This is a genomic window from Pectobacterium wasabiae CFBP 3304 (assembly GCF_001742185.1).
In the GTDB taxonomy this organism is placed as follows: domain Bacteria; phylum Pseudomonadota; class Gammaproteobacteria; order Enterobacterales; family Enterobacteriaceae; genus Pectobacterium; species Pectobacterium wasabiae.
The window spans coordinates 2,693,640-2,716,408 of record NZ_CP015750.1 but is presented as its reverse complement, the minus strand read 5'-3'; the positions used below and the strand labels follow the sequence as shown (position 1 = coordinate 2,716,408).

The 22,769-nt window shown below is 50.7% G+C and carries 20 protein-coding genes; 7 read left to right on the top strand and 13 right to left on the bottom strand.

Annotated elements, in window-relative coordinates; genetic code table 11:
* Positions 1-42: 42 nt before the first annotated feature.
* From A7983_RS12300 to A7983_RS12265, 8 genes are all read right to left on the bottom strand, one after another.
* On the bottom strand, positions 43-942 hold the full coding sequence (locus tag A7983_RS12300; protein WP_005971866.1) for a Dyp-type peroxidase: 900 nt from the start codon (positions 940-942) through the stop codon (positions 43-45).
* 170 nt (positions 943-1,112) lie between these two features.
* On the bottom strand, positions 1,113-1,730 hold the full coding sequence (locus tag A7983_RS12295) for an RpoE-regulated lipoprotein (RefSeq protein WP_005971864.1): 618 nt from the start codon (positions 1,728-1,730) through the stop codon (positions 1,113-1,115).
* Between the two features lie 312 nt (positions 1,731-2,042).
* Positions 2,043-3,716 carry an ABC transporter ATP-binding protein/permease gene (locus A7983_RS12290; protein WP_005971861.1) on the bottom strand — a complete coding sequence of 558 codons (1,674 nt, stop codon included), beginning with the start codon at positions 3,714-3,716 and terminating at the stop codon, positions 2,043-2,045.
* A complete protein-coding gene (locus A7983_RS12285; RefSeq protein ID WP_005971859.1) occupies positions 3,713-6,490 on the bottom strand; it encodes a M16 family metallopeptidase in 2,778 nt (925 codons plus the stop codon). The genes A7983_RS12290 and A7983_RS12285 overlap by 4 nt, the downstream gene beginning before the upstream one ends.
* A 25-nt stretch (positions 6,491-6,515) precedes the next feature.
* Positions 6,516-9,326: a secretin and TonB N-terminal domain-containing protein gene (locus tag A7983_RS12280; RefSeq protein ID WP_005971857.1), complete on the bottom strand. Its 2,811-nt coding sequence runs from the start codon at positions 9,324-9,326 to the stop codon at positions 6,516-6,518.
* Between the two features lie 119 nt (positions 9,327-9,445).
* Complete coding sequence (locus A7983_RS12275) at positions 9,446-10,393, bottom strand: FecR family protein (protein WP_005971855.1); 948 nt, start codon at positions 10,391-10,393, stop codon at positions 9,446-9,448.
* Entirely contained in the window at positions 10,383-10,904 is a 522-nt protein-coding gene (locus A7983_RS12270; RefSeq protein WP_005971853.1) for a sigma-70 family RNA polymerase sigma factor, read from the bottom strand. Before A7983_RS12270 ends, A7983_RS12275 begins: the two co-directional genes overlap by 11 nt.
* 139 nt (positions 10,905-11,043) lie before the next feature.
* Complete coding sequence (locus A7983_RS12265) at positions 11,044-11,469, bottom strand: GNAT family acetyltransferase (RefSeq protein WP_039477943.1); 426 nt, start codon at positions 11,467-11,469, stop codon at positions 11,044-11,046.
* Positions 11,470-11,650: 181 nt separating this feature from the next.
* On the opposite strand from A7983_RS12265, the gene hemF reads away from it, so the two are divergent.
* Together hemF and A7983_RS12255 are read left to right on the top strand one after the other, a co-directional pair.
* A complete protein-coding gene (gene hemF, locus A7983_RS12260) occupies positions 11,651-12,583 on the top strand; it encodes an oxygen-dependent coproporphyrinogen oxidase (protein ID WP_005971849.1) in 933 nt (310 codons plus the stop codon).
* 3 nt (positions 12,584-12,586) lie between these two features.
* Entirely contained in the window at positions 12,587-13,039 is a 453-nt protein-coding gene (locus A7983_RS12255; RefSeq protein WP_005971847.1) for a YaiI/YqxD family protein, read from the top strand.
* Positions 13,040-13,148: 109 nt separating this feature from the next.
* On the opposite strand, the gene mtr is transcribed toward A7983_RS12255, so the two are convergent.
* The 3 genes from mtr to nudK all read right to left on the bottom strand — a co-directional run bounded on the left by mtr (position 13,149) and on the right by nudK (position 17,807).
* A complete protein-coding gene (gene mtr, locus A7983_RS12250; RefSeq protein WP_005971845.1) occupies positions 13,149-14,423 on the bottom strand; it encodes a tryptophan permease in 1,275 nt (424 codons plus the stop codon).
* 194 nt (positions 14,424-14,617) lie between these two features.
* Complete coding sequence (gene maeB, locus A7983_RS12245; protein ID WP_005971843.1) at positions 14,618-16,897, bottom strand: NADP-dependent oxaloacetate-decarboxylating malate dehydrogenase; 2,280 nt, start codon at positions 16,895-16,897, stop codon at positions 14,618-14,620.
* A gap of 334 nt (positions 16,898-17,231) precedes the next feature.
* A complete protein-coding gene (gene nudK / locus A7983_RS12240) occupies positions 17,232-17,807 on the bottom strand; it encodes a GDP-mannose pyrophosphatase NudK (RefSeq protein WP_005971839.1) in 576 nt (191 codons plus the stop codon).
* Positions 17,808-17,983: 176 nt separating this feature from the next.
* On the opposite strand from nudK, the gene A7983_RS12235 reads away from it, so the two are divergent.
* The 4 genes from A7983_RS12235 to A7983_RS12220 all read left to right on the top strand — a co-directional run bounded on the left by A7983_RS12235 (position 17,984) and on the right by A7983_RS12220 (position 19,612).
* Positions 17,984-18,214, top strand: a complete 231-nt coding sequence (locus A7983_RS12235; protein WP_005971837.1) for a 2-hydroxymuconate tautomerase family protein — start codon at positions 17,984-17,986, stop codon at positions 18,212-18,214.
* 131 nt (positions 18,215-18,345) lie between these two features.
* On the top strand, positions 18,346-19,011 hold the full coding sequence (locus A7983_RS12230; RefSeq protein ID WP_005971835.1) for a hypothetical protein: 666 nt from the start codon (positions 18,346-18,348) through the stop codon (positions 19,009-19,011).
* A gap of 21 nt (positions 19,012-19,032) precedes the next feature.
* Positions 19,033-19,335: an immunity 53 family protein gene (locus tag A7983_RS12225; protein WP_005971833.1), complete on the top strand. Its 303-nt coding sequence runs from the start codon at positions 19,033-19,035 to the stop codon at positions 19,333-19,335.
* Positions 19,322-19,612 carry a hypothetical protein gene (locus tag A7983_RS12220; protein ID WP_005971831.1) on the top strand — a complete coding sequence of 97 codons (291 nt, stop codon included), beginning with the start codon at positions 19,322-19,324 and terminating at the stop codon, positions 19,610-19,612. The genes A7983_RS12225 and A7983_RS12220 overlap by 14 nt, the downstream gene beginning before the upstream one ends.
* Positions 19,613-19,650: 38 nt before the next feature.
* Here the strand turns inward: A7983_RS12220 and A7983_RS12215 are convergent, their stop codons facing one another.
* Positions 19,651-20,889, bottom strand: a complete 1,239-nt coding sequence (locus tag A7983_RS12215; RefSeq protein WP_005971829.1) for an Nramp family divalent metal transporter — start codon at positions 20,887-20,889, stop codon at positions 19,651-19,653.
* A 260-nt stretch (positions 20,890-21,149) separates the two neighbouring features.
* A complete protein-coding gene (gene grpE, locus A7983_RS12210) occupies positions 21,150-21,737 on the bottom strand; it encodes a nucleotide exchange factor GrpE (RefSeq protein WP_005971827.1) in 588 nt (195 codons plus the stop codon).
* Between the two features lie 148 nt (positions 21,738-21,885).
* On the opposite strand from grpE, the gene nadK reads away from it, so the two are divergent.
* Positions 21,886-22,764 carry an NAD(+) kinase gene (nadK, locus tag A7983_RS12205; protein WP_039477936.1) on the top strand — a complete coding sequence of 293 codons (879 nt, stop codon included), beginning with the start codon at positions 21,886-21,888 and terminating at the stop codon, positions 22,762-22,764.
* Positions 22,765-22,769: the final 5 nt, after the last annotated feature.

Genomic DNA, 22,769 nt, shown 5'->3' with positions numbered 1-22,769 from the left:
GATGCCTGCACAAACACAGGCATCAGGAAAATGCGTCAGATCTTACAGCGACAAAAGCTTCGCCAAAGACGGCGCAAAGAAGTAGCTGCCGCTGACGGCCCGCGTAAAGCGCAGCATATCATCACGTTTGCCGTCACGATCGCCGAACATACTCAACAACTGTTGCTCGATGTTGTGCAGACGCGCGCAGTAGGCAACGAAGTAAAGCCCGTTCTTCCCGCTGGCGGTGCCATAAGGCAGGCTCTGGCGCAGAATTTTCAGCCCTTTGCCGTCTTCCTTTAAATCCACGCGGCTGAGATGCGAGGTCACAGGGCGCTCATCGGAAGACAGCTCTTCGTTATCCTGCTTCGTGCGCCCGATCATCTGTTCCTGTTGTTCCACGCTAAAACGCTGCAACTGCTTCAAATTGTGTTCCCAGCGTTGGGTAAACACGTAGCTACCGCCTGCATCCGGCTGGTCTTCAGAGATAATTGCCACGGCGTGCCGAGCTTCACCCTGTGGGTTTTCCGTACCATCGATAAAGCCACTTAAATCACGATCTTCCACCCAGCGGAAACCGTGTGTTTCTTCTTCGATGCGAATCGCGCTACCAAACGCGGCCAGCGCCGCCTGTGCCAGCGTGAAGTTAACATCATGGCGAAGCGATTGGATGTGGATCAACAGATCGCGCTGTGTTGCCGGGGCAAGCCCTTTACCCAACGGCGTAAACGATTTCAGCTCCGTCGCGCTGTGGTTGCAGTCCAGATCGCGCCAAACATCGTTACCAAATGCCAGCACCGCACCTAACCCAGCATCGGGATACTGCTGCTGTAAATCTTGTAATGTCTGACAGAATTTTTTGCATCCCTGCCGGATAGCATCAAACTCTCCCTGAATCATCGCTTCCATAAAAATGGCAAAACGGCGGTGTTCCAATAAAATACCGCTTTGAATTGGTGTCATTTCTGCTTCCTCAAGCGTCAGTTTTTTCTTTTGTTGTTATGGTTTACTACCATGGTTACAGCAAATACGGCGGCCGAAAAAAGATCAGGCGGCACAGGTATCATACCGGAAGCCGCCTGACTTTTACCTTGCGTGAAGACAAATTAGTCCATTAACGCCAAGACGTCCCTTTATAGAACGGATGTGTTACGCGCCTGCGCATGCCACACAATTTTGCTCACTTTCCAGCTTTTCAGGATATCGTCGGGCGGCATCAAGCCTTCTGGACCGCTCCACTCGCCGGAATAAACGTAGCTGATATGCGCGCTCTGTGGCGCGGCACATTCAACGCCCTGCGCATCATCACCTTGTCCCAACTGACAAGACTCAAAGGCTTTATTGTAAGTGTTGCTAAAGGCATCACCGATTTTCACGCCACCTGCACTGCCAATCGTCGGGTCCATGACCTCAACTTTGCGCACGCTGCCCTTCGGCTGGCCGCTGATGATCATCTTCACCTCTTTGCCATCCAGCGCCTGATAAAACGCGACCAGTTGACCATTGGAGGTTCCCATTCCGCTACGCAGTTGATAATTGCCATCCAGCGCATTCTGTAATGCGCCTTCAGATAACGGCGTACCCGCATTAATACCACCGACGCCCGCATCCGTAATTTGCAGCGAACTACCGAACCAGTTAAACGGCGATAGGCTGGACCAGGAAAAATTGGACAGCGTGCTGCATCCGGCCAGCAGTAGCGGTAAACCCAACACGAGCGGTAACCGCAAAGAGCGCGAGCGAAAATTCATAGTGTGTACTCCTCAAAATTGAACGGCTTCCGTCATCAGCCCCTCTGGCAAGATGGGAGTTGGAGTCTGCGAGCGACGAAAAGTGCCGTAAAAGACAAAATGACGCTGATGTCTGGCATTTACCTAATCGTGTATTGAGGGGAAACACGAGGATGAGGCTCCCGCAGGGATGCCTCGCACCGTGGTCGCCACGTGAGCTTGAGCCTTAAACGATCGGTATTAGATAATCCTGCGGAAGATTATAGGGGGCATACGAAAAGAAACCTACCAGAACCGCAGGCCCTCCGAGAACCGGAAAGCCTGCGGACAACATCAACTGCGTGGCGAGGCGAAATCCGTTAAGTCATAACGATGTGGGAACAGATCGTCCAATTCTGTCTGGTGCGTAATCGCCACCACGGTACACATCGGCAACGCCAGCTTGAGCAGCGCCAGAAGCTGTCTGGCAGAGTCATGATCCAGATTACTGGTCGCTTCATCCAGATAGAGCGTATCGGGTTTGGCAATCAGCGCACGGGCAAAAGCGATACGTTGTCTCTCGCCGCCGGAAAACACCCGATCCCAGTTCAGTTGCTCACTTAAACGATCGCGCCACGCCCCCAGCCCGACGTTATCCAGCGTCTGGCGCAACATCTCGCTGTCAGCCAGCGGTGGATGGGGATAGCAGAGGATCTCCGCCAGCGTGCCCTGTCCTAAATAGCTTTGCTGTGGTAACAGCAGGCTGCGCCCTTCGAGCGATTGCCACCGGCCATCGTAATACGGCCATAAACCATGTAGCGTGCGCAGCAGCGTGGATTTCCCCAACCCGCTGCGGCCAGAAAATTTACTCCAGCTACCCGCTTCGCAACTCAGATCCACATTTTGCAACAGCGGAGAGCCCTGTGGCGTAGTAAAGGAGAGTTGCTCAATGCGTAAATCCTGTCCTACTGGCGCATCGGCCTGTTCAGACTGATGACGTCTGATTTCTTCTTTGAACTGACTCAGACGCGCCATACTGGCGGACAGAATCACAAACTCCTTGTACTTATGGATAAACCAGCTCAGCGCACCGTGTACCTGCGCAAACGCCCCGCGGATCTGCATCAATCCGCCCAGAGTGACCGTCTTACTCAGGAAGGCAGGCAACGCCGCAAAGACCGGCACAATCTGGCTCACGCGCATATAACCCGTGGTGAAAAAGCCCAGATTACGTTCGGCATTCATAAAACGTCCCCAGTTCAACACAATGGCAGAGAAATGGCGCTGAAGATGACGTTTCTCTTGCGCTTCGCCGCCGTACAGCGCGATTTGCTCAGCATTATCATGCTTACGCAGCAGCGCGGCGCGGAAATCTGCCTCCGCTTTTTGCTTATCGTAATTAATATCGTGCAGGCGTTTCCCGACCACATGCGTAATCAGACTGCCGATCAGCGTATACAGAATAGCGATCCAAACCAGATAACCTTTGATTACCCACTCTTCACCAAACAACGTAAAGCGCTGAACGCCCGATAACCCCCACAGGATAACGACAAAAGAAAACAAGCGTGCCGTCACGATCAAAAACTCGACGACCAGGCTAACGGCTTTGTCGACAAACAGGTTGATATCTTCGGCAATACGCTGGTCTGGGTTATCAATCTTGCCCGCCACCGACATACGATAAAATGCCCGCTTCGCCAGCCAACTGTCCACCAGCTCTGCGGTTAACGCGCTGCGCCAGCGGATAATCAGCAGTTTGGTAAACCATTCCTGATACACGATCGACCCGATATAAAGCAGGATGTAAATACCATATTCTTTCATCAGGGAAAGCAACAAACCGCTGTCGAATGCCCCTAGCGCATCATAAAACGTTTTACTCCACGCGTTTAACAACACGTTGAGATAGACGATCATCCCGCCCATCCCGATAGTAACAAACAGGAGTAACCAAGCCTGCCAACTTCGTTTGCCGCCCCAAAAGGGACGGCAGAGATCGACAAACTGCACCACGATCTTCTTCACTCTTTAACCTCTTGTGGCAAGGCGATGTAAAGCACCCGGTTATCGGGGTTATAGAGCTTCGCCGACATGGAGCGCACGCCTTCCAGCGTGATGCTGTCTGCCAGTTTGGATACGCTACTCAAATAGCGCGGATCGTCATAGTGGCGGTAGCTCAACATCAAGCGGCGCTGTATGGTGGTCAGATCGCTCTGACGTCCTTTTTCCATACGGATGAACCGTGCTTTTTGTTCGTCGACATCCTGCTGCGTAATCTTTGATGGCAATTCAGCAAACTGCTGTTCCGCCAGCTTCCACAGCTCTTGCGCACGACCAGGTGCCGTGGTGAAGTTCACTTCTGTCTCAATGCGCTGTTTTTTATCTTCCAACTCGCTATCGATACGCATGCGGTAAATACCCAGAGCGTCATCACGCAGGCTAGCTTTGAGGTATTTATTTGCAATGCTACGAGCAATGCTCACCTGTACCGCAGCCTGCGGCGTCCACGTATGCGGTGTGAAACTCCAGGTCAAGATATCAGCACGCGGTTCGATATTGATGGCAGAGGTTGCTTCACGCTGGCCCAGCAGTGCAAGGTGCTGTTTGACATCACTAGCAGGCTGACGCGGAATGGTCGCCAGATAGCGTTCTACCTGCGGCAACAGTTGTGCGGCAGGCATATCCGCCACCAGATAATAAGTAACAGGCGCAAAAGCCGCTTTATGCCACTGCGACAGTAAGGCTGGTGCCGTAATGTGCTTCAGTTCGGCAATTTCAGGCTGTTGCCAGGTTGGCCCACCAAAGCGCAGTTTAGTAATTTCACTGGCACGTATACCTGAAACAGACTGGTCGTCATTGGCTTTCTGACGCGCCAGGCTCATCATGCTCTCTTTCATCACATCCGGATCGATTCCCGGCGCAACGTTTAGCTCACGGTATAGCCCAAACAAACTTGCCAGTTGCTCCATGGGTGCGGTGCCACTGACTGTCAGTTGATCCGATTCCTGATTGATGCTCAGCGACAGCGTTTTTTCTTTCTTCCAGTTACTTAACGCTTCACCACTCCACGTCGCAGGGCCGCTTTGATTGACCAGTTGACTTGCCAACTGTGCCTGCCACGGATTCATTGAGGTTGCCATAAATCCCGCTTGGCTGATGGCGGTCAGGTGGATGTTTTTACCTGCCTCTGGCGTTCGTAGCCATACCACGCGGTCACCATTACTCAGTTGCCACTGTTCTACCTTTTGTGCAGCAAAAGTTTTCACAGCTGTACGCTTTCCGCTTTGTGTCACGGAAGGAAGCTCAGGGATGACTTTCTCTTTTTCTACCTGCAACGGTGCCAACGTCGCTACCGCCCACTGTCTCTGCAATTTGAGAATCACTTCCGGCTTAGGCAGCGTGAAAGGTGTCGCGCCCGGCACGCTAAACTGCACCAGCGTATCCGGTGAGGCTAGCCAGCGTTGCAAATGGCGATTCACATCTTCCACCGTGATGGTGTCCAGCGCTTCCAGCGCATCTTTACCGCGCTGCTGGCTGCCGACATAAGGACGACCCTGTTGCCAGACGATGGTCAACTGCTGTACCCAGTCCGCAAACTCACGGGTTTCAGGGGTAACGCTCATACGCTGCGCAACTTCACGAATGTCGGATGCGATCTCCGTGATGTCCCGCTCGTTTAACGGATAGCGTTTTAACCGCTCAATTTCTTTCAGTACGGCAGAAAGCGCGGCGTCATGGCCTCCCGGCATCACATTGGCGAAAAAGCCCAGCGCTGCCGTCGTTTTACCGATATCCGATTTACGCACCACCAGACTACTGGCGTCTTGCGGCAATTCCGATTTCTGTCGGCGAACCTGACGCGTGGCCGCAGACATCGTGATTTGCGTCAGTAAACGGTGACGATACTCAGGTTGACCTAATGTGTCTTTATCATTGAAACGGTAGACAAACGACACCTGACTGCTGCCGCTTTGGCTATCCTGCAAACGCATAACTTTAAGCTGCGGTTTCAATAATGGTTCGTAATAATCACGAACAGGCACAGCGACATTGGGCAATGGTGTGAAATAGCGTTGAATTTCACGTTCCGCATCCGCAGGTGTGATATCACCAATGATCATCAAGCGCATATTCGACGGACGATACCAGCGCTGATAAAAATCCTGTAGTACGCTGGCAGGCATCTCGTTGATCGATGCTTCTGTGCCAATCACCGGGCGCGAAGGATAACGCGAGTCATGGCGAATCGCCTGTACGCGCTGCTGATTCATCCGCTCCGCGACGCCCAGCTTGCCACGCCACTCTTCCAAAATAATTTTGCGCTCGTCGTCGAGATCGCTTTGCAACAGCTTGGCATGACCCGTCATCTGGCTCAGCGCCTGTAACGTCACGCCCAGATCGCGATTACCTTTCGGTGGGCTCATCATGTACATGGTGCGTTCGTAGTTGGTCATGGCGTTATAGTGCTGCGCACGAACCCAGCCTTGTTTGTGCAGTTCCGTGCTCACACCTTGAGGAAACGTATCGCTGGCGCGAAACACCATGTGCTCCACCATGTGTGCCACACCAGATTCATTGTCGTTTTCATCAATCGAACCAACATCAACAATCAGGCGAATATCGACCCGCGTCTTCTGCCCTTCCAGCGGCACAAGGGTATAACGCAACCCGTTAGCCAGCGTCCCTTCTTTAATAACCGGTAACGGACTTTTTATTTCTTCGGCCTGGCTCACGCCCACAATGCTTCCCGCTAACAGGCAAATAACACCTGTCAGCCAATACATAATTTTATTTTTCATCACTGACCTTTATTATTTTTATCACTTACCATGAATACGTCACATCCAGCCAGAACTGACGACCTAATCCATAATTAGATTCGTTCTTGTTGGCTTTATTCAGGACATTGAGTACATCTACACCCACTTTTAGATTCTGCTTACCTAATGGCTGGGTATAATTCACACGCCAGTCCAGCAGCATATTGTTGCCATACTGATCTTCTTCATATACATCAGTAGAACCGACATACCCGGAACAGCGGTCATCATCTGGACAGTTAATGGTTTCAGTCCGTTTCATGGCTTTGTAGCCGCCGACATAACTTAAACGCTGTGTCCAATCTAAACGCCAGTTGGGTATTTCAGTATTCAGCTCAAGAAACGCCGTCCAGGGGCGGTTGTAATTATCGGCGGGTTTATCAATCGCGCGGATCATTTTTCCGTTATAGATAATCTGGCGATCGAGATCCACCTCAGTGTCATAGTCCTTATTTGAGGAGGTACTTTTATGAATATTCGCTCCCGCCGACCAACTGAATACCGCAGAATTCCATTCAATGGGAGAAACAGGCTTGACCATCAAGCTAAATGTGTCGGACTCGGATTTCCCGTTATTGGTTAACTCATAGGTTTTTGTGGTTTTATTTTTCTCAGCAGCAAATTGGTCTTTTGCTTCACGATGAACCCATTTCAACGTCCAAACGGTGTCATAAATTCGCTGCTGCGCACCGAGATTGAGTTCATCACTGTAAGGAGTATTTAATGACGTGTATCGGTAATCAGCTTGAGTAGATGCCTTATTAAAGACCCACTCACCTGGCGTATTACTGGAACTCGTTGACAAGGCATTACATGATCCACGCGAATTCACATGTTCAGCGCGGCATTCGTTATAGCCCAACTTACGCGCTTCTCTCAGCTTATAAGCCAAAATATTGCCCGCATAGTAACGGTTTATTCCACCGAAAAACTCAGTGGAACGATCGCCCCAAACATCATAGCTCGAACTGAAACGTGGAGAGATATTCACGTTTTTCATGTAATCGTCATAATCAACGCGAATACCGGATGTCACAGCCAGGCGGGAATAGGTTAATGTATCTTGTAAATAAACTGCATAAGTGCTTGCCGCCACTTTTACATCAGATGCTTCATATACTGTCCGTTGGCGGAAATACTGCTCACCGTCAATACATGCAGAATCGCCGTTACATACCACAGTACTTTTTCTGTTCGCAGTAGCATAAGAATAGGAATTGTTCTTACGCTGATAACGAGCCTCGGAAAAATCGGTATCAAAGCCGAAATCAAACTGGTGTTGTACACCCCAGGCAGAAAAAGGATTTAGCTGCCAATCCTGCTTAAAATTAATGCCCGACTGCTCGGTTCTTACCGTGCCATATCCCCCTTCCTGAGCAGCAGTTCCAGAATAGCTCGATACCCAGTCAATACTGTCTGTTTTAACCCAATTATAAAAATTATTTCCTTTATTTTTGATGGTATTTTCGTTCTGCTTCCATATTAACTGTGTGGCAACTTTTCCCCATTTATTCTGATTATCCCACTTCAGATTGGCATTATATCCACCACCTTCAGCAGTAAAACCAGCATCCTTCATATTGGAACGCACATAGCTTGCACTATGGGGTGAATGCATGAGTGATAAGCTAAATTGGTTCCGTTCATTCGCATCCCACGCACCACGTAACATATAGGTTTCGGATTCGCGTGATTGATCTTCCCATCTTTGGAAAATCGTATGCCAGAATGGGATATCAGATTCCTTACGGCTATACACAAACATCAGCGCCGCATTATCATTAAGGGGCTGGCTAACGTTCAGGTTATAAAAATTTTTGGTAAATTTAGGCTGCTTCTTAAGCGTGGTTGCGGCACTAAACGAGGCTTCCTCTTTTTTCTCCAGATGATATTTCGTCCATGATGAACGCGTTGTTCTGTAAGAGACAGAACCGGATGGCTCGGTAAACGACGGTTTTTTAAGTTTTGCATCAATGACACCACCGGTGAACTGGCCATACTTCGCCGACACGTTGCTGTCATAAACGGACAAGCTTTCAATCAGGCTACTGTCTATCCAAAAAGACTCAGGATGGCCAGATGGGAAATCATTAGGGCCATTCCCATTGGCGACAGCCCCAACCTCACCGACATTCACGCCTGGGTTCAGACGATCGTTGTTCGACATCCCATCGATCATGAAGTTGTTGTTATAGAACTTCTCACCGTGGAACGAGACAACGTCAGGAGCCAGTTCTCCAGGTGTCTCACTATTACGTGACGTTTCAGAGAATTGCACGTTTGGATTGGTGCGCAGCAACTCAGTAATATTTCCATTAGCGGTCGGCTTTTTTGCGATCTCCTCGGCCACTAGTTGCTGACTGCCGATCTCCATCGGTCCCGGCGAAATCTGCGCTTTTACCGTGATCACATCGCCATTGTTTTCGGTTCCCGAACGACTATTCGCTGCACTCGTATTGATCGTCTGAGTATCATCCGACGCCGACATACTGGCCATGGGGCGAATGATAAACGCTTTACCGGCTTCCGTAGGCTCCGCATAAAGGTTATTACTGTTCAATAACCGATCCAAAGCCTGTTCAACCGTGTAGTTCCCTTCCAGCGCGGGAGCTTGCTTCCCTGCAACCAGTTGGCTATCAACCCCAAAATTAACACCGGTCTGCCGCGCCAATTGTGTTAATGATTTTTCCAATGACTGTGCAGGAAGGTGTATTGATTGTGCTGTTGCACCAAACGCCGCACTGCCCCCGCTTAACGCCAGAGTGAGCACGGTTATCGGCCAAATTGTGTTACGCATCCCCAAAAAATTACGCATGAATTTACCCTGAATTATTTTATGTTTTCAGGAGAGAAGACGTTGCTCAGCGGAAATCGGGCAGAAGAAAATAAAAATAATTATCATTTATATTTAAAAATCTGTTTTATCATTGATTATTAACGATTTTTATTTTCACCAATCCAGAAAATATAGCCAAAGGACTGTCGGACGGAGATAGGAAGGGAGTGTTTCAGTAGCTCAAGTGCCTGCTGGCTGTTATTCAATGGCAAAACGCCAGTAAAGTGCAAACGCTCGAGTTCCTGACGCTGGCGCGGATCCAGATAAATCAGCCCTGGATAGTGACGGGAAAGTTCATCGATAACCTGAGTGAACGGTGCATTTTCAAAAATCAATTGGTTGTGGATCCAGCCCGCTTCCGTTGATGCACTCACAGGTCGGGTAATATGGTGCTGATCGAGTCCAACTTGTTGGCCAGCACCAAGGTCGAGACGGATATCTGGATTCTTATTTGCAGTAACGCGAACACGAGACTCGTCAACGCTTACCAGCGTATCTTCCCCGGCGTCACGCACGCTATAGCGAGTACCTAAGGCTTGAGCCGTTGCCTGTGCACTGTCAATCACGAACGGTCTGCTGCGCGGATCTTTGGCAACATGCGCATAGACTTCGCCACGTAGCAACGTGATCGTTCGTTTCTGTGATGTAAAGGAGATATTCACAGCCGAATTACTGTTGAGCATCAGTTCACTGCCATCGTCCAGCACAATACGTCGAACTTCACCCGCTACCGTTCGTTGATCGGCTAACCAATAAGCATAAGGTAACTGGCTTAGCAACCAGCCCCCTGCGATGAAAATCGCCAGAGCAGCATAACGGGATGGACGTGATTTACGTGATGTCGAGGCAGGTGTGACTGTCGCACTTGTCCATAATTGCTGCATCTGATGATAAACCACAGGGTGTCGAGCATCTATCAGGCACCACTGCTGCCACTCTTTATGCAGTAATATTGCGTCGTCGCTATCCTGCTCGACTTCCGAGAAGCGTAGTATCCATTCAGCGGCCTGCTGTTGGATCTGCTCAAAATCAGCGTTACGCTTCATCCTGTTCCTGAAAAAAGATCCGACTGTGGAAATGCACCATCGCTTTTGCCAGATATTGCTTTACGCTACTTTCGCTCACATGCAACGCCTCAGCAATCGTCCGATAATCGTGCCCTTCCACACGCGCCATAATAAACGCACGCTGTACTTTTTCGTCTAGCTCATGGGTCAGAATATGCAGCGCCGTCGCCACCAGTTGGCTTATCGCAACACGGTATTCCGCAGAGTGCTCTTCTTCTCCATCAACCAGCAGCGCTAATGCAGATAACGCATCTTGCTCCAACTTACGCTTACGGAACTGATCGATCATGACGTGATTCGCCGTCACCATCAGATAGGCTTTAGGTTGACGGATAGCAGAAGGGTCGGCAAGCGTCAGGAGTTTAAGAAAGGTGTCATGGGTAAGATCATCTGCCTGATGGATACAGCCCATTTTTTTACAAAGCCATCCCCGCAGCCATCCTTGGTGGGTCTGGTAAAAATCACTCCAGAAAGAAGTTAGCTGCGTCATAGTGGTTTCAACAGGCAAAAAGCAGATGATATTAGTTTAATTGATACTCATTATCATCTAAGCCAGTGACACGATGCAACACTTTTTAAACAACGCCCTTCCGAGCATCACAGATGGGAATGATTGTAACCACCAACAATCAATATTCTCGATCTTCAATCAAGCGTTTTCCCAACGTGACGCTATCGACGATCTCATAGTCGAGTTTTTCATACATACCGATCACGGCATCGTTGTCTTCACGCACCATCAGGTGGATCTTCGGACAGCCGCGAGCGATAAGTTTTTTCTCCAGACGGCTAATCAACGCATTTGCAATGCCGCGCCCACGAAAATCAGGATGTACCCCCAAATAGTATGCAGACCCACGGTGGCCGTCGTACCCACCCATCACCGATGCTATGATCTCACCGTTCACTTCTGCGACCAGAAACAGATCGGGATCGTGATTGAGCTTACGTTCGATGTCCATTTCAGGATCGTTCCACGGACGCAGCAAATCGCAACGTTCCCAGAGGGTGATCACGGCTTCAAAATCATCCTGCCTGAATATGCGGATTTCCATCACAGTCGCCATTTTACAATAAGGTAAATCGTGATTATCGCGTGATTTTTATCAGACGCAATCCAAAATTGCGTGCCGCTATCAGGAATCACACAACGGGTGACCGGGGATCAATTTTATTGATGGTATACTGCTCGCCTGATTACTGTGCCACCATCGCTATGGAAACGAGATGTCCACTATGTTTGACGTCAATGCGGTAAAAAATTTTTTACTTAATTTACAGAAAGATATCTGTCAACAGCTTGCGGCGATCGATGGCGGAGCTGATTTTGCCAAGGACGAATGGCAACGTGCCGAAGGCGGTGGCGGGTGCAGTCGCGTGCTGTCCGGCGGACGTATCTTTGAACGGGCTGGCGTAAATTTTTCCCATGTGACCGGCACGTCGTTGCCACCGTCAGCCAGCACGCATCGTCCTGAACTGGCAGGCCGCAGCTTTCAGGCGATGGGCGTGTCGCTGGTGATTCATCCGCTTAGCCCTTACATTCCCACCAGCCATGCTAATGTGCGCTTGTTCGTCGCCGAGAAGCCAGGAGAAGAACCGGTTTGGTGGTTTGGTGGCGGGTTCGATCTCACACCCTATTATGGTTTTAAAGAAGACGCCGTGCACTGGCACCAGACCGCTCACGACCTGTGCCAGCCGTTCGGTGACGATGTGTATCCGCGCTACAAAAAGTGGTGCGACGATTATTTCTTCCTCAAGCATCGTAACGAAGCACGCGGCATCGGCGGACTGTTTTTTGACGATCTCAACGAACCCGATTTTGCTACCAGCTTTGCTTTCATCCGTGCTGTCGGTAACGGATTCCTCGATGGTTATCTCCCCATCGTCGAGCGGCGTAAAGATCTGGCGTGGGGAGAACGCGAGCGCGAATTCCAGCTCTACCGTCGTGGCCGCTATGTGGAATTCAACCTGATTTGGGATCGCGGCACATTATTTGGCCTGCAAAGCGGCGGCCGCACCGAGTCCATTTTGATGTCGATGCCGCCATTGGCCCGTTGGGAATACCAGCATCAGCCTGAGCCGGGTAGCCCGGAAGCCCTGCTGTATCAAGATTTTTTACCGGCCAGAGACTGGCTGGCAGAACGTAACACGTACAACAAGGAAGCATAAGCCATGCAGATTTGGGTCGATGCCGACGCCTGTCCTAACGTTATCAAAGAAGTGCTCTTTCGCGCGGCGGATCGCGCACAAATGCAGGTCACGTTGGTCGCCAACCAAACCATAAAAGTGCCGCCGTCGCGCTTCATTCGCACGCTGCGTGTCTCGGCGGGTTTTGACGTCGCCGACAATGAAATTGTACGCCGCGTTGAAACGGGCGATCTGGTGATCACTGCGGATATTCCGCTGGCATCGGAAGTGATAGAAAAAGGCGGCATCGCGTTGAATCCGCGCGGGGAGCGCTATACGCCGGACACCATTCGGGAGCGTCTGAACATGCGCGATTTTATGGACACCATGCGTGCAAGCGGGATACAGACCGGCGGCCCCAGCACCTTAAACCAACGCGATCGTCAGCAGTTTGCCAATGAACTGGACAAGTGGTTGCAGCAGGTACGGAAGTCATAGTTATTTGGGCATGATTACTAGGGAATAGTGATTGGAACCATCGTTATCTTGAGTGGTAACTATCCCGCCCCCTCTGCTTTGGCAGGCAAGGCGGGTAAGCGCATATGACTTAGCGATAAACCGGTAGCAGATCAAGGCTGGCAATAATATGTATCAGCGCGGTGCCGATGCCAAATAACAACACCAGCGCAATCATCACATTGCCCCCCCACACGCGGAACTGCGGGCTGCCGAAACGGCGACGCGACGCGAGCGCCAACAGCGCTGGCGTAATCACCGCCCATACGGTAGCGGCCAGCCCGGCAAACCCAATCGCGTAAATAAAACCGTTCGGATAGACCAGCCCACCAATAATCGGCGGCAAAAAGGTCACCAGCGCCGTTTTGGCTCTCCCCATTCGGCTATCGTCAAATTTCAGCAAATCAGCCAGATAATCAAACAACCCCAGCGTGACACCGAGAAACGAACAGGCAACGGCAAAGTTGGAAAAAACAGTGAGCAACACGTCCAGATAAGCGCTATTCAGCACGCCGCCCAGCGCCTGCACCAGAACGTCAATATTGCCGCCCCGCTCAGCAATTCCGATAAAGTCAGGACGGGCGATGTTTCCCATGGTGCTAATCAGCCAGATGACATACATCACCAGCGCCAGCACGCTACCAATGAACAGGCTACGCTTGATTACCTGTGGCTTGTGGCCGTAATGCTTCACCAAACTGGGAACGTTGCCATGAAAACCGAAAGAAGTCAGACAGAATGGCAGCGTCATCAGCACATACGGAAGATAGCTGGGCGCTTCTTGCGCAACATTGAATAAAACGGCAGGCTTAACGTTCCACAGCAAACTGCCGAACGTCATGAAAAAAGTCAGTATCTTTGCCGCCAGAAAAAATGCGGTCATCCGACTCACTGCCGACGTACTCCACCAAACGGTCAACGCGACAAACAGCGCAAACAGGCAACCGCCGACACGGGCAGAGAAATCGATCGACATCTCAGCAAGCGTGTGATGAATAATGGAACCACTCGCCGAGATATAGGCGTAGGTCAGGATATAGAGGACAAAAGTAATCGATATGCCGTTAAGGACATTCCAGCGCTTGCCCAGTAGATCTTTGGTCAGCGTGTCAAAGCTGGCACCGCTCGGATAATTCAGGTTAGCTTCCAGAATCATTAGCCCCGAGTGATACATACAGAACCAGGTAAACACCAACACGGCAAATGACCAGAAAAACCAGGCACCCGACATCACCACTGGCAGGGAGAACATCCCCGCCCCGATAATCGTCCCTGCAATAATCATCGCCCCGCCAAATAGCGAAGGAAGACGCTTTTCTGCACCGCTTTTTTCTACTGTATTTTCTTTCACTACGTGTGTGACCATAACCGATATTCGCTCGTTGGTTTTTTTATCGAGTCCGAGGAAAGTGCCCCCCTACAGACGAGGCGGGATCATGGCACAAAAAGAAAATTATTCCATCGGTTCATCGTGGTTAGTCGATTATTTGGTCGATAAACTGAGATAAATAAAAACCCAGCCAACCATCGACTGGGTTTGTCTGTATTAATGGAAATAACTTACAGCGGCTTGGTTTGTGCTTCCACCACGGCCAGCGCCACCATGTTTACAATCCGGCGCACCGAAGCAATCGGCGTCAGGATGTGGACCGGTTTCGAAATTCCCATCAATACTGGCCCCACCGTCACACCTTCTGAAGACGAAACACGCAGCAGGTTATAGCTAATACGCGCAGATTCCATGTTAGGCATGACCAGAATATTAGCCGAGCCTTTCAGCGGGCTATCTGGCATCTGCTCACGGCGGATCGCTTCCACCAGCGCGGCATCGCCGTGCATCTCACCGTCGATCTGTAGTTCCGGCGCCAGCTTGTTAACCAACGCCAACGTGGCACGCATCTTCTGCGCCGTCGGGGAGTCCGAGGTGCCGAAACTGGAGTGCGACAGCAGCGCGACTTTCGGTTCGATACCGAAACGACGCACGCTTTCTGCCGCCAGTAGCGTAATTTCCGCCAGTTGTTCCGGCGTTGGATCTGCGTTGACGTAGGTATCGGCGATGAACGTGTTGCCACTCGGCAGCATCAGCGCATTCATCGCGCCAGCAACGTGCACGCCCTCGCGGTAGCCGAACACTTTCTCAACCACATCGAAATGCTCTTCATAGGTGCCAATCGTGCCACAAATCAGCGCATCCGCTTCGCCACGGTGAACCATGATCGAACCTATCAGCGTTGGATTGCCGATCACCGCGCGCTGTGCTTTTTCCTGTGACACACCGCGACGCTTCATAAGTTCGAAATACTCACTCCAGTATTCTTTGAAGCGCGGATCGGATTCGTTATTAACCACTTCGAAATCTTTACCGATGGTCAGTTGCAGCCCCAGCTTTTGCAAACGCATTTCGATGACGCTCGGACGGCCAATCAGGATCGGGAACGCCAGCCCCAGCGTGACCAGTTCCTGCGTAGCGTGCAGCACGCGAGCATCTTCACCTTCGGCAAAGACCACACGCTTCGGCTGCTGACGCGCCTGTGCGAAGATCGGCTTCATGAACAGGTTGGTTTTGTAGACGAACTGGGTCAATTTTTCGATATAGGCATCAAAGTCTGCGATCGGACGCGTCGCCACGCCAGAATCCATTGCCGCTTTCGCCACTGCCGGTGCAATCTTGATAATCAGGCGCGGATCGAACGGTTTCGGAATCAGATAATCCGGGCCAAATGACAGCTCCTGATCGCCGTAGGCAGAAGCGACGACTTCACTCTGCTCCGCCAGCGCCAGATCGGCAATCGCGTGTACGCAGGCCAGCTTCATCTCTTCGTTAATTGTGGTCGCGCCGACATCCAGTGCGCCACGGAAGATGAACGGGAAGCACAGTACGTTGTTCACCTGATTCGGATAGTCTGAACGGCCAGTACAGATTATCGCATCTGGTCGCACTTCTTTCGCCAACGGCGGCAGAATCTCCGGTTCCGGGTTTGCCAACGCCATGATCAGCGGCCGTGGTGCCATAGTTTTCACCATGTCTGGTGTCAGTACGCCGGGGCCAGAACAGCCGAGGAAGATATCCGCGTCAGGGATCACGTCAGCCAGCTTGCGAGCACCATTATCTTCGATAGCGTAAGCAGCTTTGGTTTCTTCCATATTTTCGTCACGACCATGGAAAATCACGCCGCGCGAATCACACACCACGATATTGTGCTTCTGGAGACCCAGCGCCACCAGCAGATTCAGGCAGGCGATAGATGCCGCTCCCGCACCGGATACCACCAGACGCACATCAGAAATATTCTTCTCTACTACCCGCAGGCCGTTCAGAACGGCGGCGGTACAGATGATCGCGGTGCCGTGCTGATCGTCGTGGAAGACCGGAATCTTCATACGCTCGCGCAGTTTCTTCTCGATGTAGAAGCACTCCGGTGCCTTGATGTCTTCCAGATTGATACCGCCGAACGTCGGCTCCAGCGCAGCGATCACATCGATCAGCTTGTCTGGATCTAGCTCGTCGACTTCGATATCGAACACATCAATGCCGGAGAATTTTTTGAACAGAACGCCCTTGCCTTCCATCACCGGTTTACCGGCCAGCGCGCCGATATTGCCGAGACCCAGAACGGCCGTTCCGTTAGAGATCACCGCAACCAGATTACCGCGTGCCGTGTATTTGTAAGCAGCCAGCGGATCTGCGGCTATTTCCAGACAGGGTGCTGCCACGCCGGGAGAGTACGCCAGTGCCAGATCGCGCTGCGTCGCCAGTGGCTTAGTCGGGGAAACCTGAATTTTTCCAGGAATCGGATACTGGTGGAAATCAAGGGCGCTTTGTTTTAGCTGTTCATCCATTTTATGTACCTTTTCGGTTTTGTTGTGTCTGTAGGGTAAAGAGTACCCAGTATAATGTTTACCAATGGCTACACTACCGAGGATGGCAAAAACTGAGGGGGAATGCTGGTTAATATAGTTATTTTATTCGACGGTTTTTTGTTCAATTTGCAGTCAGAATCAGATACGCCGAATAGGACAACCGGGAGAAATTCAGACAAAACGGGGAAAAGCCGTCGCGTGATGCAAACACACCGCGCAACGGAGAAAGATAGGTTACGGCGGCATATTCAGAATAGTACGAATATTGCTCTCGCTGGTGGCGATAATATCATCGCGATCCTGCGGTGTCGGCTCAGGCAAACCAACCGTGAATAATCGCGTGCTGTAGCAGCATGATAGTTTTGCCGTCTTTAATCCGGCCATCGTTCATCATCGCGACGGCTTCACTAAACGGCAGCTCCAGTACCTCGATATCTTCATCTTCCACACCACCGCCTGCATTATCCCGCAGCGACTCATCATATTCAGCAGCGAAAAAGTACACGCGTTCCGTCACGCTGCCCGGTGACATATAGGCATAGAACAACATCTCAACGTTGCCGATCGCATAGCCTGTTTCTTCGATCGCCTCGTTACGAATGCACTCTTCAGGCGAATGATCGTCCAGCAAGCCGGCGCACGTTTCCAGCAGCATGCCGCCTTCATTGCCGTTAACGTAGGTCGGGATACGGAACTGCCGAGTCAGAATCACCGTGCCTTTCGCCCGGTTGTACAACAGAATTGTCGCCCCATCACCACGATCGTAGACTTCACGAATTTGGCGAACTACGCCGCCATTATTTCTTTTTAAATCAAAAGTATATTTATTCAAAATATACCAGTTATCGGATAGCAGCTTCTTTTCGACGATATCAATAGGAGACGACATGCAAACACCTCGGCGATCGATGGTTGGAAGGGCTCGTTCATTTATAACAACGTAAATTCATCATATCCCCTTTTATTTGATGAGAAAACGGGCAGGATAACGGCATTCTTGTCTTCGATCGTCGTATGATAAATCTCCTAACCTTATCGTCGATCGCCACAATCCCCGGAGAATCCATGCCATACGTCAATATCAAAATCACCAATGAAGGCGTCACCGCTGAACAAAAACGTCAGTTGATTGAGGGCGTGACACAGTTGCTGGTCGATGTGCTCAATAAAAACCCAAAAACGACCGTAGTCGTGATTGATGAAGTTGAAACGGATAACTGGGGGATTGGCGGCGTGCCAGTAACGGCGTTAAGAAAAGCGGCAGGGAAACCCACTGCACCGCCTGATGGTGATTAAGGATGTTTCCTTTCACGGGGCCTTGCTGATGTACGAAGCAGATACTGATATGCTGGTATCCATCTTTGCCGAGTATGAACAGGAATACCTGCATTTTCTTTGGGAATCCACCGCTTAAGGGAGCAAGAAATATGGATATTGAACAGTTAGCCGAGGCGCTATACGAGGATTTAAACGGCTATATTTCCAGCGTACAACACACCAATACGAACACGCTAACGATCCATTTCTGTTGTGATAACTGGCGCTATGACGAGCAACACAATTACTCCGTCTACTGCGAACCGCATGAGTCTTATCTGCGTCACTTTATGATTTGCTGCTATGGCGTTGTCGAGCATGACATCCAACCTACCAGCTCAGGCGAACTGACATTTACCGATCAGCATCCGTTATTATGGGACTACAACGCACAGAAAGGCGGCTTGTACTATTCCACCGCAGCGACAGCATCAAGCTATGAACTACTCGGGCGCATCTGGGTGGTTCACCAACATCTTCTCAGCGACTGGCGACCAATGAGCCGTTATATCAACACTTATCGGCACCAAGATGAGCCGATATTCGGCAATGATGGCAACGGATTACTCGCTAACGGCCCCAAACCTTTACTGGAAGCCTATCAACAGGCGTTATCCAGCGTGCTTAAAACCCGCTTCGTTCCATCAGTTGAAATGAAAGGGAACGTTAAAGCATTACTCTTTGATTCTGGCTTTGTCATTTGCAAACGAGTGGAACTACAAGAAATCTTCCCCGACGCTGAAACATCAGCAGACCAAGAAAATACCTCATATTGAACGCCCATGAGACGATGATGAATGAACGAGTTGCAGGAAATTCAACAGTGGTATCAGGCGCAGTGTAACGGAGTGTGGGAACACACGTTCGGCATTAGCATCGATACGCTGGATAACCCTGGCTGGAAAGTAAAAATCGATCTGGCTGAAACATCACTTGCTGGCAAGTCTTTTGCCCCCCTAAGTCAAGGCGAGCAATCAGAAGACAACGATTGGCTATTCTGCAAAACGGAAAACCTGCAATTCATTGGTTTTTGTAGCGTCAGTAATCTGACAAAACTGTTAACGGTTTTTCTGAACTGGTGTCGTGATGCACGAACATAAAACCGCTGAATTTCAGGTAACGTTATGTTTAGCCGCAGAGTCAGCCAGACGTACCCCCTGCCGCTCCGGCTATCGGCCTAATCATAAAGATCCGGTTAGCGGCGCGTACTTTATGGGGCAATTCCATTTTGACGGTGAGATCGCCGCAGGAGAAACAACCTCAGCCACCGTAACCGTTATCGCTTCAGCAGAACAAGTAGACACACTTTCTCGTGTTGGCACATGGACCTTGTGGGAAGGACCCCACTACATTGGTTACGTCACGCTGAATCAATAATGTGGCACAACCCACGTAGAACGAAACCTACCCCAAACTTATATCCCCAGCATGGTATCAACCAGCAAATACATGTTCAGGGAAACGACCAGCACGACAATGAGTTGTCCGATACGCTGTACCCATTTGCCGTTAACCATCGAACCCATCAGTTCGCGGTTACCGGTGAAGGACAGTAAGGGAACCAACGCCAGCGCAATCCCGAAGCTCAGAACGACCTGACTTAGCACCAGCACCCGCGTCGGATCCATACCGGACAGGATCACGATAAACGACGGCAGCATCGTAACGGTGCGGCGAACCCAGAGCGGAATATGGAAACGCACGAATCCCTGCATCACCACCTGTCCTGCCAGCGTACCGACAACGGTAGAGGAAAGACCCGCCGCCACCAGACTCAAACCAAAAATGACTGCGGCTGCTTTCCCTAACAGCGGCTCAAGCGTGAGGTAGGCTTTATCCAGATCGGCAATATCCTGATTGCCGCTAAAATGGAACGCTGCGGCTGCTGTTGCCATCATCGCCAGATTGACGAATCCCGCGATCGTCATCGCAATCGCAACATCAACTTTCGTTGCAGAATAGCGTTCGGCACGGGTATGGTTTCCCTCATGTTGCGTCAGCGAAGAGTGCAGGTAAATCACATGCGGCATAATGGTCGCGCCTAACACACCCGCAGCTAGCAGCACGGCATCGGAGGTCGGCAAACTAGGCATTGCCATGCCTTTGGCTAACGCGGACAGCTCAGGTTGAGAAAATACCAGCTCGACAATATACGCCGCAGCAACAAACAGCAGCAGTCCGCCGATGACCATCTCTAGCGGTTTCTGCCCACGCTGTTGCAGCATGAGGATCAGGAAGGTTGCAATAGCAGTGAGGATCGCGCCTTCCAGCAGTGACACGCCCAGCAACAATTTGAAGCCAATCGCCGCGCCGATAAACTCGGCCAGATCGGTCGCCATCGCAATAATTTCAGCCTGCACCCAATATGCCCAAACGGCCGGGCGCGGGAAACGATCGCGAATATGTTCCGCCAGATTCTTGCCGGTTGCTATGCCTAACTTGGCGGACAACAGTTGGATCAGCATCGCCATCAGATTCGCCCACACCACCACCCACAGCAGCGTGTAGCCATAGGCTGCACCAGATTGGATGTTCGTGGCAAAGTTACCGGGATCGATATAACCAATTGCCGCGATAAAAGCCGGGCCCATCAGAGAAAGTTTGACCTTCCTTGATGTACGGCTTGTTGACTCAATAGCACGGCTACTCGGCATAGTATGACCCTTCTAACACTGTTGTTTTATTACTCTCACAAAAACGATAATGATTATCAAGTGCATTTAGAGTGGTAATACCAATTCTTTTGATAGTTAACGATGATGAGTCATTCAAAAGCTAAAAAACATCTTTTTTATCAAACAAATCTTAACAAGATATAAACAAAAAACCCCATGCAGCAAGCACAGGGTTTGGAATGAAGATACGTGGTAAATAGAATGCGTAGAAAGCAGATGGCGCGTAAAAGCAGAAGGTATCAGTCTTGTGCTTTTGATACGGCAACCATCGCCGGACGCAGTAAACGGCCGTTCAGCGTGTAGCCTTTTTGCATGACCATCATGACATGGTTCGGCTGGTGATCGGCCGAAGGTAGCATGGTCATCGCCTGATGCACTTCTGGGTTAAACGGTACACCCACATCACCTACAACCTCGATACCAAACTTATGCACGGCATCCAGCAACGATTTCAGCGTCAATTCGACACCTTCAATCATCGCAGCCAATGATTCGTTGGCTTTGTCCGCCGTATCCAGCGCACGTTCCAGATTATCGATAACTGGCAGCATTTCATTGGCAAATTTCTCTACCGCAAATTTATGCGCCTTCTCGATATCCATTTCCGCACGGCGGCGAACGTTATCGGCTTCGGCACGAACGCGAAGCATATTGTCGCGTTCGCGCTGTTGCAGCTCACTAAACTGGGCTTCCAGCTCGGCGATGCGCGCATCACGCGGGTCAGCTACGTCTGCCGTCTCTGGCGTGGCATCCGCTTGCTGCCCTTTTGCTGCTTCCTTTTGATCCAGGACTTGCTCGTCAGGCGTTTTCTGTTCTTTACTACTCATGAAATTCTCCGCGGTTTAGCATTAATCTCGCTAGTTGCTTATTATGGGGATCAAAATCGGGGATTCAAGGGAACCTGTCATATATTGGTTCCCAACGCTGCCGATACACCACGCTGAGGACAAAACAGCAATGAACACACCGCTTACAATGAACAAGCCGTTTAATTGTATTGGCATTGTCGGCCACCCGCGCCACCCAACGGCGTTGGCAACGCATGAGATGCTCTATCATTGGCTCACCGAAAAAGGTTACTCCGTTCTGATCGAACAGCAGATTGCGCGAGAACTTAACCTAAAAAATGCACCGACGGGTAGCCTTGCCGATATCGGTCAGCAGGCAGATCTAGCCGTGGTCGTCGGCGGTGACGGCAATATGCTGGGTGCCGCGCGCGTGCTATCGCGTTATGACATCAAGGTGATCGGCGTGAATCGCGGTAATCTCGGTTTTTTAACCGATCTCGACCCCGATCACGCCCAGCAGCAACTTTCTGACGTACTCGACGGCCATTACCTGAGCGAACAGCGCTTCATGCTGGAAGCGCACGTTTGCCGCGCAAACCAGCCCGACAGTATCAGTACCGCCATTAATGAAGTGGTGCTTCATCCGGGAAAAGTCGCACATATGATTGAATTTGAAGTCTATATTGACGACAAATTCGCATTTTCTCAGCGTTCGGACGGCCTGATTATCGCCACGCCCACAGGCTCGACCGCCTATTCGCTTTCTGCTGGTGGCCCTATCCTGACACCGTCTTTGGAAGCCATTGCACTGGTGCCTATGTTCCCGCACACCTTGTCTGCCCGCCCGCTGGTCATCAACAGTAGCAGCACAATTCGGCTGAAGTTTTCTTGCATTACTAACGATCTGGAAATCAGTTGCGACAGCCAGATTGCGCTACCGGTGCAGGAAGGCGAAGAGGTACTGATTCGCCGCAGCGAACATCACCTGAATTTGATACATCCAAAAAACTACAGTTATTTCAATACACTAAGTTCAAAACTTGGCTGGTCAAAAAAATTATTCTAAGATTC

Excerpts from the sequence above, each read along its gene's own strand:
- A7983_RS12280 (WP_005971857.1), bottom strand. The coding sequence starts at position 9,326 with ATGCGTAATTTTTTGGGGATGCGTAACACAATTTGGCCGATAACCGTG.
- A7983_RS12235 (WP_005971837.1), top strand. The coding sequence starts at position 17,984 with ATGCCATACGTCAATATCAAAATCACCAATGAAGGCGTCACCGCTGAA.
- nudK (WP_005971839.1), bottom strand. The coding sequence starts at position 17,807 with ATGTCGTCTCCTATTGATATCGTCGAAAAGAAGCTGCTATCCGATAAC.
- A7983_RS12230 (WP_005971835.1), top strand. The coding sequence starts at position 18,346 with ATGGATATTGAACAGTTAGCCGAGGCGCTATACGAGGATTTAAACGGC.
- grpE (WP_005971827.1), bottom strand. The coding sequence starts at position 21,737 with ATGAGTAGTAAAGAACAGAAAACGCCTGACGAGCAAGTCCTGGATCAA.
- hemF (WP_005971849.1), top strand. The coding sequence starts at position 11,651 with ATGTTTGACGTCAATGCGGTAAAAAATTTTTTACTTAATTTACAGAAA.
- A7983_RS12300 (WP_005971866.1), bottom strand. The coding sequence starts at position 942 with ATGACACCAATTCAAAGCGGTATTTTATTGGAACACCGCCGTTTTGCC.
- A7983_RS12285 (WP_005971859.1), bottom strand. The coding sequence starts at position 6,490 with ATGAAAAATAAAATTATGTATTGGCTGACAGGTGTTATTTGCCTGTTA.
- A7983_RS12225 (WP_005971833.1), top strand. The coding sequence starts at position 19,033 with ATGAACGAGTTGCAGGAAATTCAACAGTGGTATCAGGCGCAGTGTAAC.
- mtr (WP_005971845.1), bottom strand. The coding sequence starts at position 14,423 with ATGGTCACACACGTAGTGAAAGAAAATACAGTAGAAAAAAGCGGTGCA.
- maeB (WP_005971843.1), bottom strand. The coding sequence starts at position 16,897 with ATGGATGAACAGCTAAAACAAAGCGCCCTTGATTTCCACCAGTATCCG.
- nadK (WP_039477936.1), top strand. The coding sequence starts at position 21,886 with ATGAACAAGCCGTTTAATTGTATTGGCATTGTCGGCCACCCGCGCCAC.
- A7983_RS12275 (WP_005971855.1), bottom strand. The coding sequence starts at position 10,393 with ATGAAGCGTAACGCTGATTTTGAGCAGATCCAACAGCAGGCCGCTGAA.
- A7983_RS12265 (WP_039477943.1), bottom strand. The coding sequence starts at position 11,469 with ATGGAAATCCGCATATTCAGGCAGGATGATTTTGAAGCCGTGATCACC.
- A7983_RS12215 (WP_005971829.1), bottom strand. The coding sequence starts at position 20,889 with ATGCCGAGTAGCCGTGCTATTGAGTCAACAAGCCGTACATCAAGGAAG.
- A7983_RS12295 (WP_005971864.1), bottom strand. The coding sequence starts at position 1,730 with ATGAATTTTCGCTCGCGCTCTTTGCGGTTACCGCTCGTGTTGGGTTTA.
- A7983_RS12255 (WP_005971847.1), top strand. The coding sequence starts at position 12,587 with ATGCAGATTTGGGTCGATGCCGACGCCTGTCCTAACGTTATCAAAGAA.
- A7983_RS12270 (WP_005971853.1), bottom strand. The coding sequence starts at position 10,904 with ATGACGCAGCTAACTTCTTTCTGGAGTGATTTTTACCAGACCCACCAA.
- A7983_RS12220 (WP_005971831.1), top strand. The coding sequence starts at position 19,322 with ATGCACGAACATAAAACCGCTGAATTTCAGGTAACGTTATGTTTAGCC.